Annotated in this window: 15 protein-coding genes; 6 read left to right on the top strand and 9 right to left on the bottom strand. The window is 64.6% G+C overall.

From position 1 onward, the window contains the following. On the top strand, positions 1–290 hold a 290-nt coding region (locus B6V76_RS19315), incomplete at its 5' end, for a zinc ribbon domain-containing protein (protein WP_141104956.1). A gap of 29 nt (positions 291–319) precedes the next feature. After that, positions 320–1,405, top strand: a complete 1,086-nt coding sequence (locus B6V76_RS19310) for an ATP-binding protein (RefSeq protein WP_088728295.1) — start codon at positions 320–322, stop codon at positions 1,403–1,405. Between the two features lie 22 nt (positions 1,406–1,427). Here B6V76_RS19310 and B6V76_RS19305 read toward each other — a convergent pair whose 3' ends face one another. From B6V76_RS19305 to B6V76_RS19270, 8 genes are all read right to left on the bottom strand, one after another. Then, positions 1,428–1,853: a BLUF domain-containing protein gene (locus B6V76_RS19305; protein WP_088728294.1), complete on the bottom strand. Its 426-nt coding sequence runs from the start codon at positions 1,851–1,853 to the stop codon at positions 1,428–1,430. A 451-nt stretch (positions 1,854–2,304) separates the two neighbouring features. Next, positions 2,305–3,753 carry an aldehyde dehydrogenase gene (locus B6V76_RS19300; protein ID WP_088728293.1) on the bottom strand — a complete coding sequence of 483 codons (1,449 nt, stop codon included), beginning with the start codon at positions 3,751–3,753 and terminating at the stop codon, positions 2,305–2,307. Positions 3,754–3,834: 81 nt separating this feature from the next. Further along, on the bottom strand, positions 3,835–5,133 hold the full coding sequence (locus tag B6V76_RS19295; protein WP_075777396.1) for a TRAP transporter large permease: 1,299 nt from the start codon (positions 5,131–5,133) through the stop codon (positions 3,835–3,837). Continuing rightward, entirely contained in the window at positions 5,130–5,642 is a 513-nt protein-coding gene (locus B6V76_RS19290) for a TRAP transporter small permease (RefSeq protein WP_088728292.1), read from the bottom strand. Before B6V76_RS19290 ends, B6V76_RS19295 begins: the two co-directional genes overlap by 4 nt. Beyond that, on the bottom strand, positions 5,642–6,637 hold the full coding sequence (locus tag B6V76_RS19285; RefSeq protein WP_088728291.1) for a TRAP transporter substrate-binding protein: 996 nt from the start codon (positions 6,635–6,637) through the stop codon (positions 5,642–5,644). The genes B6V76_RS19290 and B6V76_RS19285 overlap by 1 nt, the downstream gene beginning before the upstream one ends. A gap of 63 nt (positions 6,638–6,700) precedes the next feature. Then, positions 6,701–7,876 (bottom strand): FAD-dependent oxidoreductase, encoded by a 1,176-nt coding sequence (locus B6V76_RS19280; RefSeq protein WP_088728290.1) that lies wholly within the window; start codon positions 7,874–7,876, stop codon positions 6,701–6,703. Continuing rightward, on the bottom strand, positions 7,873–8,196 hold the full coding sequence (locus B6V76_RS19275; RefSeq protein WP_075777400.1) for a 2Fe-2S iron-sulfur cluster-binding protein: 324 nt from the start codon (positions 8,194–8,196) through the stop codon (positions 7,873–7,875). Before B6V76_RS19275 ends, B6V76_RS19280 begins: the two co-directional genes overlap by 4 nt. A 37-nt stretch (positions 8,197–8,233) precedes the next feature. Then, complete coding sequence (locus B6V76_RS19270) at positions 8,234–9,409, bottom strand: cytochrome P450 (RefSeq protein ID WP_088728289.1); 1,176 nt, start codon at positions 9,407–9,409, stop codon at positions 8,234–8,236. A gap of 104 nt (positions 9,410–9,513) precedes the next feature. On the opposite strand from B6V76_RS19270, the gene B6V76_RS19265 reads away from it, so the two are divergent. The 3 genes from B6V76_RS19265 (at position 9,514) to B6V76_RS19255 (ending at position 13,581) form a co-directional block, all read left to right on the top strand. Further along, on the top strand, positions 9,514–10,413 hold the full coding sequence (locus B6V76_RS19265) for a LysR family transcriptional regulator (protein ID WP_088725847.1): 900 nt from the start codon (positions 9,514–9,516) through the stop codon (positions 10,411–10,413). Positions 10,414–10,476: 63 nt separating this feature from the next. Continuing rightward, positions 10,477–11,889, top strand: coding sequence for an amidase family protein (locus B6V76_RS19260; RefSeq protein WP_088728288.1), 1,413 nt, complete (start codon positions 10,477–10,479; stop codon positions 11,887–11,889). Positions 11,890–12,519: 630 nt separating this feature from the next. Further along, positions 12,520–13,581: a dipeptidase gene (locus B6V76_RS19255; RefSeq protein ID WP_088728287.1), complete on the top strand. Its 1,062-nt coding sequence runs from the start codon at positions 12,520–12,522 to the stop codon at positions 13,579–13,581. Positions 13,582–13,710: 129 nt separating this feature from the next. Here the strand turns inward: B6V76_RS19255 and B6V76_RS19250 are convergent, their stop codons facing one another. Beyond that, positions 13,711–14,253 carry a phosphatase PAP2 family protein gene (locus B6V76_RS19250; protein ID WP_088728286.1) on the bottom strand — a complete coding sequence of 181 codons (543 nt, stop codon included), beginning with the start codon at positions 14,251–14,253 and terminating at the stop codon, positions 13,711–13,713. 94 nt (positions 14,254–14,347) lie between these two features. On the opposite strand from B6V76_RS19250, the gene B6V76_RS19245 reads away from it, so the two are divergent. Continuing rightward, a complete protein-coding gene (locus B6V76_RS19245; protein WP_109173253.1) occupies positions 14,348–14,548 on the top strand; it encodes a hypothetical protein in 201 nt (66 codons plus the stop codon). Positions 14,549–14,967: the final 419 nt, after the last annotated feature.

The raw sequence follows: 14,967 nt of genomic DNA, 5'->3' as shown, positions 1-14,967 counted from the left end.
CGGCCGGTTTTTTGAACATGCTCCGATACAAAGCGGAAGAAGCTGGTGCGGAGTTCCTCGAGGCGAAGACGCGAGAGTTGAAGCCGTCACAGCGCTGCCCGGACTGCGGCGCCGTGCGGAAGAAGGCGCTCGCGGAGCGCCACCATGATTGCGACTGTGGCTGTCGTCTCGGAAGAGACGAGGCCGCGGCCCTCGTTTTGCTGCGGTGGGGGCTCGCAGAGAGCCGACGTCGCCAGGACGCGGAAACGATCAACTCGGCCGGGACGGTCGGGGATCAGGCTGCCGCCTGATCCGAAACCCCTTCCAACCTACGGGATTGGTGGGGGAGGTTCATTTCAACAACCTTCTGACCGTCGTGCTTGGCAGCCTCGATGCGCTCGAGGAAGGTCTGCCCGAGCAGAACAGCAACCTCAATCTCGTCCAGAGCGCGGTGCGCGCCGCGGAGGAGGCGGGGCGCCTGACGAGCCAGCTCCTCGCCTATTCGCGCCGGACACCGACGAAGCTGAGAATGCTCCAGATCGGGGCCTTCGTGCAGGAGATCAGACCGCTCCTGATCGCGGCTTTGGGCGACGCCAACCGGCTGGACATCGATATCGGCGAGGACGTAGCGAATTGCTGGGCCGACACCTCGGCCTTGACGTCGGCGCTGATCAACCTCGTCACCAATGCGCGCCACGCGATGACGGGAGATGGCACGCTGTCGATCACAGCGAACGTCGTTTCCGGGACAGATTTCTATCCCTCGCATGACGGTTTCGAACTTCCGCAGGAGGAATACGTGGCCGTGAACGTGCGCGATAACGGCCCCGGCGTTCCGGCCAGCCACCGGGAAAAGATATTCGAGCCGTTCTTCACCACGAAAGGCATCGGCGAGGGAACGGGTCTCGGCCTGCCGACCGTGCTCGATACGGTGCGCCAGATCGGCGGCGATCTCAGGCTCGGGCCCGGCGACGACGACGGGGCGGAGTTCCAGATCCTGCTGCCGCTTGCCACCGAGGCCGATGGCAAGGAGGCCGAGGCGGCCGCTCCGGCGGGGAATGATGAGGTCGTGCTCTACGTGGAGGACAACCTCCTCGTTCGCGAGAAAACGGTGCTGATGCTGCAAAATCTCGGGTTCTCGCCGCTTGTGGCTCGTCACGGGCGGGAGGCGCTGGATTATGCCAAGAGCGATCGGAGGATCGACATCGTGCTCACCGATCTTGTCATGCCGGGCCTGTCGGGGCGGGCGCTGGTCAGAGAGCTGGCGCGGCTACGCCCCGCGCTGCCGGTGGTCATAGTGACCGGCTACGACCCCGATGGCCCGGACAGCGGGACGGACATGGCCTCGGTTCTGATGAAACCCTATTCGCGGGAGGAGCTTGCCGACGCATTGGTGCGCAACTTGCCTTCGCCCCGGACGGAATGAGAGACGCGCTTGTCCGGAGGGGTCAATGGAATAGGTAGCTCTGCTCAGGCTCCGGGCTCGCGACCTGCTTTGCCGCCAGATGAATTTCGTCGAGGCGCTTATAAGCGAAGTCCAAGCCGTCCATGTCGGGAACGATCCGGGCCGTCGCTGCCGGACCGATCAATTTCATCCGCCAGGTGGGAAAGACGCGCTCCCGGATCAACCGAATTCTAAGCGGCGTGACGTCGGTGTGGCGCGAGTCGGAGACGATTTTCGCATAAACGCTTCTTGTTTCCGCCGAAGGGCCTTCGATGGTTTGCAGAAAATAGGCCCCGTCGAACAGCAGCAGACCGGTGATGCCAAGCCTCTGGTTTCGATCAAGGCTTTCGGAAAGGATCGCGCTTATCCCCGCGATGGGCTTCCGAAGGCAGGAAAAGCTTCGATAGGTAATAGTTAACAGTTCTGTCATGACCAATCTCTTGCTCTTGTCTGGAGAGTTTTGGTCCCGCCTTTCTTCAGTCTGGAGACTGAGCTTGCACGGGAGACATGCATGTCTATGGCGGTTCGAACATCGGCATCGTCTTCAAGGATCACGACGGAACTTGAGGTCAAGAGCTTGCTCTCTCCGGTGTGGCCAGCATCATCATTGCGGAAGGTCTGATACTCGAGGCCGAAGGGTCTTAATCGAGTCGAAAAAACGGCTGCGTCAGGTGGGGCGGCAACCACAGTGCCGACAGTTTTACTGCGCGTCAGGTTCCCTAAAGGGCTTTTCTGATAATTTCAATCGGATAATTGGCGGCACGTTCACGTTCGCGCGATTGGCGTTTGGGGGCGCTTCGGATGGGCCGCCCGATGGGTCGAACGCGAAGGGAGCCGCCCCGGGGGGCGGCTCCCTCTCATCTTGTATCGCAGAATCCAGATCAGATTGGGTAATGCTGTTTCGGGTCTTCCACGGTGATCCAGCGCAGGTTGGTGAATTCGGCAATCGCCGCACGTCCGCCGAAGCGCCCGTAGCCCGAGGCCTTGACCCCGCCGAAGGGCATCTGCGGCTCATCGCCGACCGTCGGCCCGTTGATGTGGCAGATCCCGGTTTCGAGCCGGTTCGTCAGCGCCATCGCGCGGGAGACATCGGCGCTGAAGATCGCGCTCGAGAGGCCGTATTCGGTGTCGTTGGCGACTTTCAGCGCCTCTTCGTCGCCCTTCACGCGGATGATCGATTTGACCGGGCCGAAGCTTTCCTCGGCATAGATGCGCATGCCTTCCGCGACGCCGTCGAGCAACGTCGCCGCGACGATGGTCCCCTCGCGAGAGCCCCCGGCGACCAGCTTTGCGCCTTTCTCGGTGGCGTCGGCGATCAGCGCGTCCATCTTCTCTGCGGCGGCTTCAGAGACAAGCGCGCCAAGCGCCACTTCGCCGCGCGGATCCCCTGCGGGCAGAGCGTTGGCGCGGGCGGCGAGTTTCTCGACGAAGGCATCGGCCACTTTCTCGTCGACGATGATCCGCTCGGTCGACATGCAGATCTGGCCCTGGTTCATGAAGGCGCCGAAGATCGCCGCGTTCACCGCACCGTCGAGATCGGCATCGTCGAGCACGATCAGCGGCGCCTTGCCGCCCAGCTCCAGCAGCGAGGGTTTCAGATGCTCGCCCGCGAGCCGCCCGATGATCCGGCCGACGGCGGAGGAGCCGGTGAAGTTCACATGCTTGACCGCGGGATGCGCGATCAGCGCCTCGACGACATCGGCGGCGTCCTCGGGGGCATTGGTCACCACGTTGAGCGCCCCTTCGGGGAGCCCGGCCTCGGCGAAACACTCGCCGATCAGGCGGTGCGTCGCGGGGCACATCTCGGACGCCTTCAGCACCACCGTGTTGCCGCAGGCGAGCGCCATCGCGACCGCGCGGGTGCCGAGGATGACAGGAGCGTTCCACGGCGCGATGCCAAGGCAGACGCCCTTGGCGCGCGCGACGCCCATCGCCATCGTGCCGGGCTTGTCGGAGGGGATGATCTCGCCGCCGATCTGGGTCGTCATCGCCGCCGCTTCGCGGATCATGCCTGCCGCGAGATGGACGTTGAACCCGGCCCAAGGCCCGGTCGCGCCGGTCTCGGTGATCACCGCCTGGATGAAGTCATCGGCGCGGGCTTCCATCACGTCGGCGGCTTTCGACAGGATCTTGCGCCGCCCGTTCGGCCCGGTCGCGGACCAGCCGGGAAAAGCGCGCGCGGCAGAAGCGACCACCGCCTCGACGTCGTCGCGGCCCGCCGCGGCGGCGCGGGTGGCGACCTCTCCGGTCACGGGATCGATCCGGTCGAAAGTCGCGCCCGAGGCGGCTGGGGCGGAGACTCCGTCCAGCAGCATTCCGATCTCTTTCATAATATCCTCCCTTTGAGACTTCGATCTTGCGTCACGCGGCGCGGCGATTGCCGGGCCGGCGCCCTCTGAAACCTTTGTGCCTCACATCATGCCGGGCAGCCACAGCGATATTCCCGGCACAGCGACGAGGATTGCAAGGGTCACCAGCATCGCGAACCAGAAGGGCAGCACGCCGCGGAAGATCTCGATCAGCGGCACGTTTTGCGCGACCGATTTCACGATGAAGACGTTGATCCCCACCGGGGGCGAGATCAGCCCCATCTCGAGCGTCAGCACCACCAGCACGCCGAACCAGATCGGGTCGATCCCGAGATCGAGGATAACCGGCAGGAAGATCGGCAGCGTCAGCACCAGCATCGCAAGCCCTTCGAGGAAGCAGCCCAGAACCATGTAGATCGCGAGGATCAGGACCAGCGTCCCGACCCGGCCCAGATCGAGGGAGACCAGAAGGTCGCTCACCTCGGCGGGCAGATGGCTCAGGGCGACGAAGGGGTTGATCAGATGCGCCGCGATCAGGATCAGCATCACCGAGGCAGTGGTCACGATGCTGTCCTGCGCCGCGCGCCAGAAGCTGCGCAGGCTCAGCGTGCCGCTGAAGGCCCCGATCGCGATCACGAAGGCGGCGCCGACGCCCGCCGCTTCGGTGGGCGAGAACAGGCCCGAATAGATGCCGCCGATGGTCAGCACGATCACCAGCAGGATCGGGATCGCGCCGAGGAATGCGCGACCTTTCTCTGCGGCGCTGGTCGCGGGGCCTTTCGGTCCCATCTCGGCGCGCAGCAGGCAGAGGATCGCGATGGTCAGGATGAAGGCGCTCAGCAACAGAAGCCCGGGCAGGATGCCCGCCATGAAGAGCCGTCCGATGCTTTGCTGCGTGAGGATCGCGTAGATCACGAAGCCGGTCGAGGGGGGGATCAGGATGCCCAGCGTGCCGCCCGCGGCCACGACGCCGGTCGAGAGGCGCGGGCTGTAGGCGTAGCGGTCCATCTCTGCCAGCGCGGTGCGGCCCATCGTCAGCGCCGAGGCGACCGAGGAGCCCGACAGCGCCGCGAAGCCGCCGCACCCCACGACCGTCGCCAGCGCCAGACCGCCGCGCACCTGGCCCACGGTGGCGTAGGCCGCGTCATAGAGCTTGCGGCTCATACCCGTCACGCTCGCGACATTTCCCATCAGAATGAAGAGTGGCACCACGATCAGCTCGGAATTGGAGGCCAGCGAGAAGGTTTCCGACGCCAGAAGCCCGGTCGCGGCCTGCAGCCCGTTGAGGATCCAGATGCCGACGAAGCCCACCGCGAACATCGCGAAGGCCACCGGCACACGCATCAGCAGCATGCCGAGCAACAGCGCGAGCCCGAGCGATCCGGTGAGCGCGGGGGTCATAGCACGTCCCTTTCGGAGTGATGTTCATAGCCGTGGCGCGACATGAGCCGCAGCGCGCGCAGGCACATCGTCAGCGCGCCCACCAGCGACAGCGCGACCAGCGCATATTGGAACCAGGCATTGGGCAGGTTCAGAAGATTGGTCGAGAGGTTGAGCATCTGGCTCAGTTGCGCGCTCTTGTAGACCGTCACCGCGATCAGCACGAAGATCGCGACGCCGAGGAGCGCCGAGAAGATATCGATCGCGCGGTTCAGGGCAGGGGGGAAGGCGCTCTCGAAGATGTCGACGACGATATGACCGTCGCGTCGGTCGCACAGCGCCATGCCGCCGAAGACGATCAGCACCATCGTCATCGTTATCAGGTCTTGCGAGCCATAGAGCGGCATGCCGAAATTGCGTCCGATAACGTCGATGACGATCACGGCCACGACGAAGATCAACCCTGTCGTGCCGATGATCGCGGACAGGCCGATCAGCCTGTCCGCCAGTTTCTGCGCGCGCGCGAGCATCACTCGCTCCGCATCGCCGCGAGCGTGTCCTCGCCGCCGACCTTGCTCACGTAGGTGTCGGTCACGTCGGCGAGCGCGTCATTGAAGGCTTTCGAGCCGTCGGCGTCGAGGTCGATCACCGTGGTGGCGTCGGAGGCGCGCGCGGCTTCCAGCGCCTTGTTCGCTGTGGCGATCCACGCCTCTTCGGTCATCTTCGAGATCTTCTCGCCCTTCATCGCGTCGAGCGCGGATTTCGCTTCGGGCGAGAGCCCGTCATAGGCCGCCTTGTTCATCACCGTGTAAAAGGCGAGGCGTCCGAGGTTCGGACCGGTCGTCACGCTGCCCACGACCTCGTTGAGCTTGAAATCCGACAGCACCGAGGCGCCGCTGACCACGCCGTCGATCAGCCCGGTCTGCAGCCCGTTATAGACCTGCGTCATCGGGATCTGCACCGGCGTCGCGCCGAGCGCTTCCATCGCGGCAGCCGAGATCGACCCCGCGACGCGGATCTTCAGGCCCTTGAGATCGGCGGGCGTGCGCACGTCCTTGTCGTGCATCATCAGGATGTTGGGCTCCGACCCCCAGAGCGCGATCACCTCGGTCTGCGGATATTCGCCCTTGATCGTGTCGAAGGCCTGCCACAGCGCCTTGTAGCCCGGCGCGTCGAGCGGCAGCGCACCCGGCAGTTCCGCGATCAGGCTCTTGGGGAATTGCGACGAGGTATAGCCCTGCAGCCCCCAGCCCATGTCGGCGGTGCCCTGCAGCACGCGCACGTATTGATCGGCCGGGCCCGCGCCCAGTTCGCCGCCGTGATAGCCGCGCAACGTTACCGCCCCGTCGGTGCCTTCCGAGAGCGCCTTGGCCAGGGGCTCGATCTGGGCTGCGTTGATCGTATGGGTCGGCGGCGCCCAGTTCGCGTATTTCAGTTCCTGCGCGCCGGCGGCGGTCGCGATGCTGATCGTTGCCCCGACCGCGATGGCGGTGGCGGTGGCGACGCTAAGGGTCGTGTGTTTCATGGTCTCTCCTCCCGTTGGACCGTTTGAGCCCCTCCTCCCGGGGCCTGTCGTTCATGTGCCGCGCTAGGCGGCGATCTCCTCCAGATCCGCGCGCGTCACCGGCTCCGGCGACGCGATGAGTTTGCGTGCCCGCATGTGGGCCCGCGCGTTGTCGATGGTCTCGATCGCGGCGAGCCCGCGTTCGTCGAACCGGCCCACGATCCCCGCGGCGATCTCCTCCTCCGCCGCGTCAGGTGTCGCGTAGCCCGCGATCTGCAGCTTGCATGCGCCCTGATCCGACCAGAACCACGGCAGCGCGCCGTAGGGATCGGTGTCGCCCTTCGCGAGGCGTTTCGCGATCAGCCGCGCGTGATCCGTGGCAGCCTGCACGCTCTCGAGCCGGATATGCCCGCGGCCCCGCGGATCGGGGAAGCTCGCGCAGTCGCCGAGTGCCGAAATCGCGGGATCCGAGGTCTGCAGCCGGGCATCGGTTTTCACCCCATTGTCGATGGCGAGCCCCGCCGCCTCGGCCAGTTCCACGTTCGGGCGAACGCCCGCCGCGACCAGCACGAAATCCGCGGTGACCCCCGTGCCATCGGCCAGCGTCACGCCCGCGGGCTCCACCGCCACGGCAGGCTGGCCCAAATGAAGCGCAGTGCCCCAGCCGCGATGCAGGTCGGCGAAATGGTCCGACATCCGCTGCGAGACCGCGCGGGCCATCAGACGCGGAGCGACCTCGATGACCGCGACCTCATGGCCGAGCTTGCGTGCGACGGCCGCGAATTCCAGCCCGATGAAGCCGCCGCCGATCACCGCGATCCGGGTCGGTTGGTCCAGCTTCTCGCGCAGGCGCTGCGCGTCGGTCAGCGTGCGCAGATCGCAGGCATGGGCGATCCCCTCGATCGGCGGGCGCAGATTGCGGGTGCCGGTGGCGAGGATCAGATGGTCATAGGGCAGGGATTTCTCGGCCCCGTCGCGCAGGACAGTGAGGCGCTGCGCCGCGCGATCGATGGCCTCCACCCGCGTTCCGGGGAGGTAGTCGATGCGCTTGGCCTCGAAGAAGCTTTCGGGGCGCAGGTAGAGCGCCTCTGCCTTGCCGTCCTGCAGATAGACCTTCGAGAGCGGGGGGCGCTGATAGGGCAAGCCCGGCTCGTCGCCGATCAGCGTGATCGCGCCCTCGAAGCCGTTCTGCCGCAGGCTGATCGCAGCTTGCAAGCCGCCTTGGCCCGCGCCGATTATGGTGACGGTCCCGGAGGTCAAAACTGTTCCTCGGGCAGATGGACCACGAGCCCGTCGAGCTCGGGCGTCAGCTTGATCTGGCACGACAGACGCGAGCGCTCGGTCACTTCGGATGCCGCGCCTTCGAGCATGTCGTCCTCCCCCGCGCTGCGCGGTCCGACCTTCTCCGCCCATGCGTCGTCGACATAGCAATGGCAGGTCGCGCACATCATCGAGCCGCCGCATTCGCCGACGATCCCGTCGACATCGTTCGAGACCGCCGCATGCATCACGCTATCGCCCTCATCGGCGTCGATATTCGTTCGCGTGCCGTCCTGTGCGACGTAAGTCACTTTAATCATTGAAATTCCTCCTCTCTCCGGTCCGCGCAACCGCGGATCAGTTCAGCTCCACCGGCAGGTTGATCGGGCCGCGGAACCCGAAGCCGCGCCAGATCACCGCGTCGGGATCGGGCAGGCGCATGTCGGGGAAGCGGTCGAACAGCAGCGGCAGGATGATCTTGCCCACCGTGCGCCGCGCGATATGGGCGCCTGCGCAGTGATGGGGGCCGTTGCCGAAAGCCTGATGGGGGTTCTTGTCGCGAAAGACGAAATACTCCTCGCCATTCTCGTAGATGCTCTCGTCGCGATTGGCCGAGGCCTGGATCGTCATCACCGTGTCGCCCTTCGGGATCTCGAAGCCGCCAAGCTCGGTATCCTCGGTCACCAGCCGTGAGCTGGCCTGAATCGGGGCGACCCAGCGCACGCCTTCCTCGAAGGCCTTGCTCCACGCGCCCTCGGCGCGGACCTGCTCCAGTTGGTCGGGATTGGTCAGCAACCCGTAAATGATGGTGGCCAGCGCGTCGCGCGGCTCGTTGATTCCGCCGCCGATTGCGATCTTGATATTGGCCCAGATCTGACTCATCGGGATCGGGTTTTCGGCGTTGAGCATCACCGAATAGGCCGAGCCGTCCGGCTCCGCGATCCGCTTTTCGCGCAGTTCTGTGAAGAGCGCGTCCATCTCGTCATTGGCTTTGTCCGAGATCGCGAAAGGCTCGGGCTGCCAGCCGAAATTCCCCGCTCCGTCTATCAGGTGCTGCGACCAGCGCTGCATCTGCGCGTCGCTCGCCTCCGGGATGCCCAGCACATGGGCGAGGATGCGCGCGGCCAGCGGTCCGCATAGCTCGGAGAACAGATCGACCGTCTCGCCGCGCGGCAACCGACCGACATATTGCTCGGCGAATTTCTCGTAGAGCGGCCCCCAATCGGTCTGGATCCGCTTCGGCGTGAGCGCCGGGGCCATCGCCATGCGTTCGCGCAGATGCTCCTCGCCATCCTTGCGCATCAGGGTATGGGCGCGGAAAGCGGGCTTCATCGGGGTGTTGGGATCGTCGCTGCTGAACAGCTCCGGATTGTCCTTCACCTTCTTGGTCAGTTCCGCCGTCGTCAGGAACGTGCGACCCGCCGAGGCGACCCGCAGAACCGGGCTCTCGGCGCGCAATCGGCGATAGATCGGATAGGGATCCGTCGTCAGTTGCGCGAGCGTAATCTCCTCGTCCAGCGGTGCGAGCGCCATGATGTCCTCCCGAAATCTCCTCCGGGGACATGCGTAAGACGCGGTCTTTCTTGTAACAATAAGATGAATCTTGTATATACCATCAAATAATTTGATGGAACATCATGCCGCAATCGACCGCATCCCCCGGCAGGCTCGACATCGCCGCGCTCGAGACGCTGCGGCTGGTCCATGAACTGGGCTCCTTCACGGCGGCGGCCGAAAAGCTCGACGTGAACCAGTCGGCGGTGAGCTACACGATCGCCAAGCTGCGCGCCTATTTCCAAGATCCGCTTTTCGTGCGCGAGGGCGGGCGGCAGGTCTCGACGGAGCGCTGCGAACACATCCTCCAGCAAGTGATCGAGATCCTCGAGAAGCTCGACGACGTTGCGCAGCCTGAAGAGTTCGATCCCGCGCAGTCTCGCGCCAAGGTCACCATCGCCTGCAACTATTATGAGCGCATCCTGATGATCCCGAAGATCGTCTCCGAGCTGCGCAAACAGGCCCCGCATCTCGAGGTCGAGGTGGTGAATGCGTTGGGCGACGGCCATTTGCGCCTTCTGCGCCGGGAGGCCGACGTTCTCGTCGGCCCTTTCGCGCGCAGCGAATCCGGCTTTCATTCGCGCCGCCTTTATACCGAAGAGTATGCCTGTTTCATGGACCCGCGGCATCCGATGGCGGGGCGTCCGCTCGATGTCGACAGCTATCTGGCGCTCAACCATGTCTACATCAATTACGGCGGCGGCTGGAAATCGGCCTATGTCAACGAGATCGAAGCTGCGGGCCATTCTCTGCGACCCACGATCACGGTGCCGAGCCCGGCAGGGCTCGCCTCGCTTCTCGGACAGTCCGACCTCGTGGCGACGATGCCAAGTCGATTGGGGCGCACGATGGAGGGGCTGGTTCTCAACGAAAGCCCGTTCCGCGGCCCGTTCGACCTGTCGGTCGTCTGGACCGCCCGCAAGAACGACTCCGCGATGCATCGCTGGCTGCGCGAGGTGATCGTGGAGACCTGCCGCGGCTAGGCCCGAAGGGCGCGCGCCCCGATCGGTCGGCGCAATCTCAATTTCCACGATGGAGTTACCGACATGAACGACACCGCAGAACCCGCTCTCTGGTCCTTGGGGGCCACGCAAATCGCGGCGCTCGTGCGGTCGCGTCAGGTGAGCGCGCGCGAGGTGGCGCAGGCGGGGCTTTCGCGGCTCGAGGCGGTGAACCCTGCGATCAACGCGGTTGTCGAGTGCCGGCCCGAGGAGACGCTGGCCGCGGCGGAGGCGGTCGATGCTCGCATCGCGCGCGGGGAGGATCCGGGGCCGCTGGCCGGGGTGCCGGTGACGATCAAAGTGATCGTGGACCAGCGCGGCTATGCGACGACGAACGGGCTGACCTCGCAGAAGGACCTGATCGCGAAGACCGACAATCCGGTGGTCGCGAACCTGCTGGGCGCGGGGGCGGTCAGCCTCGGGCGCTCGAACACGCCCGCCTTCAGCTACCGCTGGTTCACCAACAACCTGCTGCATGGCCACACCTACAACCCGCGGCGCAAGGGTTTGACGCCGGGCGGGTCGTCGGGCGGTGCTGGCGCTGCGGTGGCGGCCGGGATCGGGGCGATTGCGCATGGCACGGATATCGCGGGCTCGGTTCGCTATCCGGCCTATGCCTGCGGCGTGCATGGGCTGCGTCCCAGCTTCGGGCGGATTGCGGCGCATAATTCCAGCGGGGCGGAGCGCGATATCGGCGGGCAGCTGATGGCGACTTCCGGGCCGCTCGCGCGCTCGGTTGGGGATCTGCGGCTCGCTTTCACCGCGATGGCCAAGCCCGATCCGCGCGACATCTGGTCGGTGCCCGCGCCGCTGCACGGACCTGCGGTGGACCGACGGGCGGCGCTGTGTCTTCGGCCCGATGGCGCGCAGACCGATCCCGCGCTGCAACAGAGCCTTCTGCAATCCGCCGAGAAGCTTCGCGCCGCTGGTTGGATCGTCGAAGAACTCGACGCGCTGCCGCCGATCGCCGAGGCCGCGCGGGTGCAGATCACACTCTGGCTGGGCCATGACTATCCCGGCAAGCTCGCCGCGGCGCAGGCCGAGGGCGATCCGGGCGCGCTGCGGGTGCTGGAGGGGCAGGCGGAGTTCATTCGCTCTCTCGCCCCCGATGCGATCCCGCGCGCGCTGATCCGCCGGGCCGAGATCGCGCGGGAATGGGCGCTCTTCGCCGAGCGCTACCCGCTGGTGCTGCTGCCGCCGAGTTCTGAACTGCCCTTCGCCGACAATCTCGACCTTGGCAGCGATGCCGATTTCCGCCGCGTCTGGGAAGCACAGAACGCGATGGTGGGCCTGCCGATCACCGGGTTGCCGGCGCTTTTGCTGGCAACTGGGGCCACGCCCGAAGGCGCGCCGCTCGGTATCCAGATGGTGGCACGGCGGTTCCGTGAAGACGTGCTGTTCGACGCCGCGACAGAGATCGAGGCGCGCTCCGCCCCGGTCGAGATCGCAATGCGGTAAGTTTGGCGAGTAGTGCCCCATGAGAGGACCGCGGCCTTGCATCCGCGCCTGAACGGGGTCGTTCGGTCCTCGATCTTCATGACCCCGGCGCCGAGCACACCAAGCTGATAGGTCGCGATCTCGGTGCCTCCGACGAAGCGCGCCTCGTCGGAGGAGAGGGAGAGCGCGGCATTCGCGGCTATATCGGTAAGGGTATCGACCAAGACCTATCACCGGGCGGGTCTGCGCGGAAATTAGGGCGCCGCCAGTCGGTGCCCCAGATCGTCCGGTCCGGGTAAAGTTCGACCAGCTTGGCGGCGAAGGGCGCCGCATCCGCGCAAGGCGGATCGAGTTCGGAACTGCGCTCGGAGCCGGAGACCTTCAGCCAGATATGCGCGTTCTCGCCCTGCCGGATCGCCTCGTGGAATGGACCCTGCCAATTCCCGGCATCGCGGCGTGCGAGCCTGCGCTTTCGGACAACAATTCGACTTGCTTACATCTTCCATGAATGGAGAACTGGCCGGCGACATATCAACAGGCGCGTCGAGGAAGAACTCCCAGGTGGCGATCTTCGCAGCCTCCGTGCCGCAAAATATGCCACTGTGAACCACCGGAAGCGTTCACAGGCCAAATGAAAGAGGATGAGATCACATGAGCGCCCCGGTTCCGGTCTTCGACGGCCACAACGATTTCCTTCTGCGCCTGCTGCGCGCCCCGGAGGCCCGCGAGACGACTTGGCTAAGCGATACCGGAGAGGGCCATCTCGACCTGCCGCGGATGCGTGCGGGTGGTTTCGCGTGCGGGTTCTTCGCAGTCTACATTCCGTCGCCGGTCGCCCATGACGATCCCGATTTGGACGCCATCATGCGAAATCCCCCCTTTTCGCTGCCTTTGCCGAAGGAGATTCCGCTCGAGGACGCACAGCCCGTCGCGATGAAGATGGTCGGCCACCTCATGTGGATGGAGCGGGAGGGGAGCCTGAAAATCTGCCGTTCTGTCGCCGATATCCGCAACGCGATGGCCGCAAAGAAGATCGCCGCGATCCTGCATTTCGAAGGCGCGGAGGCGATCGGGCCCGATCTCGATCTGCTGCATGTCTGGCACGCGATGGGGCTGCGCTCGCTTGGGCCGGTCTGGTCGCGTCCGACGGCTTTCGGCAACGGTGTGCCCTTTGCGTTTCCATCCTCGCCCGATACCGGGGACGGGCTGACCGAGGCGGGCAAACGGCTGGTGACGGAATGCAACCGGCTGAAGATCATGATCGACCTGAGCCATCTGAACGAGAAAGGCTTTGACGATGTCGCAGCGCTTTCCGACGCGCCGCTGGTCGCGACCCATTCCAATGCGCATGCGATCTGTCCCTCGTCGCGCAACCTTACGGACCGACAGCTTGCCATGATCCGCGAGAGCGACGGAATTGTCGGCCTCAACTACGCGCTGGGGTTTCTGCGCGAAGACGGCAAGGGTGAGCCTTTCGCGGGGTTCGACCCGATGCTGCGCCATCTCGATCACCTGATCGAGGCCTTGGGCGAGAGCCGTGTCGGGCTCGGTTCGGATTTCGACGGAGCGGCGATTCCGCCCGATCTGGGCGATGCGGCAGGGCTGCCGCGCTTGATCGAAGCGATGCGCGCGCATGGCTATGATGCGCCGCTGATCGAGAGTCTCGCCCATGGCAACTGGCTGGCGCTGCTCGAGAGGACCTGGGGCGGCTGAGAGCTGACTTTATCCACGCGTGGAAATTTCGGCAGACGAGAACCGACATTAGAGAACAATACGGAGAAAGGCCCGGGCTTTCGCTTCGCCACAGGTGAACGACTTCTCTGCAGAAAGCTGTGTTTCCCGCTAAAGGATGCTTTTTGCGAAACGATCGAATTTGCTGTTTTCTCGATAAAGCGCCCGGACGACGATTGCCGCCACGATCCCGGTGGCGGCGCCTCCCAGAACGTCGGTGACGTAGTGGGTGCCGACGTAAATGCGCGACAGACAGATGAGGAAAGCCATCGCGAAGAATGCCAGCGCCCGCCGCGGAAGCTTCTGAAGCGCAAATGCCATGGCGACTGACATCGAGGCAGTGGCGTGGTCGGACGGAAAAGACCAGTCGGCGCTCTTGGCGATAAGAAGGTTGGAGACTCCGGCGTCATATGGGCGCACGCGGTGGATTAAGAGCAGGATGCCCTGATTGATCGCAAGCCCCAGAAGGAACGCAAGTCCGGCGCAGATTGCGACATGACGCAGATGCTGCCGGTTTTCCCGGCTCCACCATTGCAGGACGACGACAAGCACGATGAAGGGCACGCCCGTTTGAGTGATTGCGATCATTGCTTGATCGACAAAGGCGTTGTGGCCCGCGAAGGAATTGATCCAGTGAGTAATCGCTGCGTCCATTGCGTGCCTTTCATCGAAAAGGTCAGGTCGCGGGTCCGCAAGTCCGTGACACCGCGTTCATCAAGCATTCAGGCTTAGTGCCACGCACCGAGGATTGCACGCGCTGACCGAGATGGCTGGCGAACTTGTGTTCTACTTCGTCTCGGGGCCGGCCATCCTCAATTGGGTCGAAATGCTGGCCCGAGAAGAGATCGAGGAAGCGCCGTGCGTGGCGACGCACCTCCTCGGGCTGATCTTGTTGGCGACGACTATCTCATCACGATTGTCCTCCTCTGGCACGAAGGGCGGCGGCTGAGGACGTATGGCTGTGGACCAAACCTCCGAGGTGGGCGGGACCGCAGCACCAACCGGTCGTCAGTTGCGGCTGAATGAAGCTCCAGCATCAGGCACGTCTCCGTCGGGCTGCGCAGGAGTCTCGGAGGGCGAGCCCCCGATGCCAAACGGGGCCGTTTCATTGCCAAACGCGATTTTTTGATCCAGCATGGAAACCTTAATGTCTTGAAACAATTTATATCAGGCGACGTCGGCCTTGGCCGGCCCACCTGAATTGGCGTTGGATCTGCGGGTTAGGGGGCTTTAACAACTTACATTTGACTTATGCTTTTCGCATCATGTATTATCTGTATGATGAAGAAGCTTGTAAGTATTGGCGAGGCCGCAAAGGCCCTGGGCGTGACACCCCTCACCCTGCGCAGATGGGATGAGAGCGGCAAG

It is taken from the genome of Thioclava sp. IC9 (assembly GCF_002213225.1).
Lineage (GTDB): Bacteria > Pseudomonadota > Alphaproteobacteria > Rhodobacterales > Rhodobacteraceae > Thioclava > Thioclava nitratireducens.
This window is presented reverse-complemented; position numbering and strand designations above follow the sequence as displayed.

What these genes read in the sequence shown, in the direction of transcription:
- B6V76_RS19295 (WP_075777396.1), bottom strand. Translation starts at nt 5,133, where the DNA reads ATGACCCCCGCGCTCACCGGATCGCTCGGGCTCGCGCTGTTGCTCGGC.
- B6V76_RS19250 (WP_088728286.1), bottom strand. Translation starts at nt 14,253, where the DNA reads ATGGACGCAGCGATTACTCACTGGATCAATTCCTTCGCGGGCCACAAC.
- B6V76_RS19275 (WP_075777400.1), bottom strand. Translation starts at nt 8,196, where the DNA reads ATGATTAAAGTGACTTACGTCGCACAGGACGGCACGCGAACGAATATC.
- B6V76_RS19290 (WP_088728292.1), bottom strand. Translation starts at nt 5,642, where the DNA reads ATGCTCGCGCGCGCGCAGAAACTGGCGGACAGGCTGATCGGCCTGTCC.
- B6V76_RS19270 (WP_088728289.1), bottom strand. Translation starts at nt 9,409, where the DNA reads ATGGCGCTCGCACCGCTGGACGAGGAGATTACGCTCGCGCAACTGACG.
- B6V76_RS19265 (WP_088725847.1), top strand. Translation starts at nt 9,514, where the DNA reads ATGCCGCAATCGACCGCATCCCCCGGCAGGCTCGACATCGCCGCGCTC.
- B6V76_RS19285 (WP_088728291.1), bottom strand. Translation starts at nt 6,637, where the DNA reads ATGAAACACACGACCCTTAGCGTCGCCACCGCCACCGCCATCGCGGTC.
- B6V76_RS19300 (WP_088728293.1), bottom strand. Translation starts at nt 3,753, where the DNA reads ATGAAAGAGATCGGAATGCTGCTGGACGGAGTCTCCGCCCCAGCCGCC.
- B6V76_RS19260 (WP_088728288.1), top strand. Translation starts at nt 10,477, where the DNA reads ATGAACGACACCGCAGAACCCGCTCTCTGGTCCTTGGGGGCCACGCAA.
- B6V76_RS19255 (WP_088728287.1), top strand. Translation starts at nt 12,520, where the DNA reads ATGAGCGCCCCGGTTCCGGTCTTCGACGGCCACAACGATTTCCTTCTG.
- B6V76_RS19305 (WP_088728294.1), bottom strand. Translation starts at nt 1,853, where the DNA reads ATGACAGAACTGTTAACTATTACCTATCGAAGCTTTTCCTGCCTTCGG.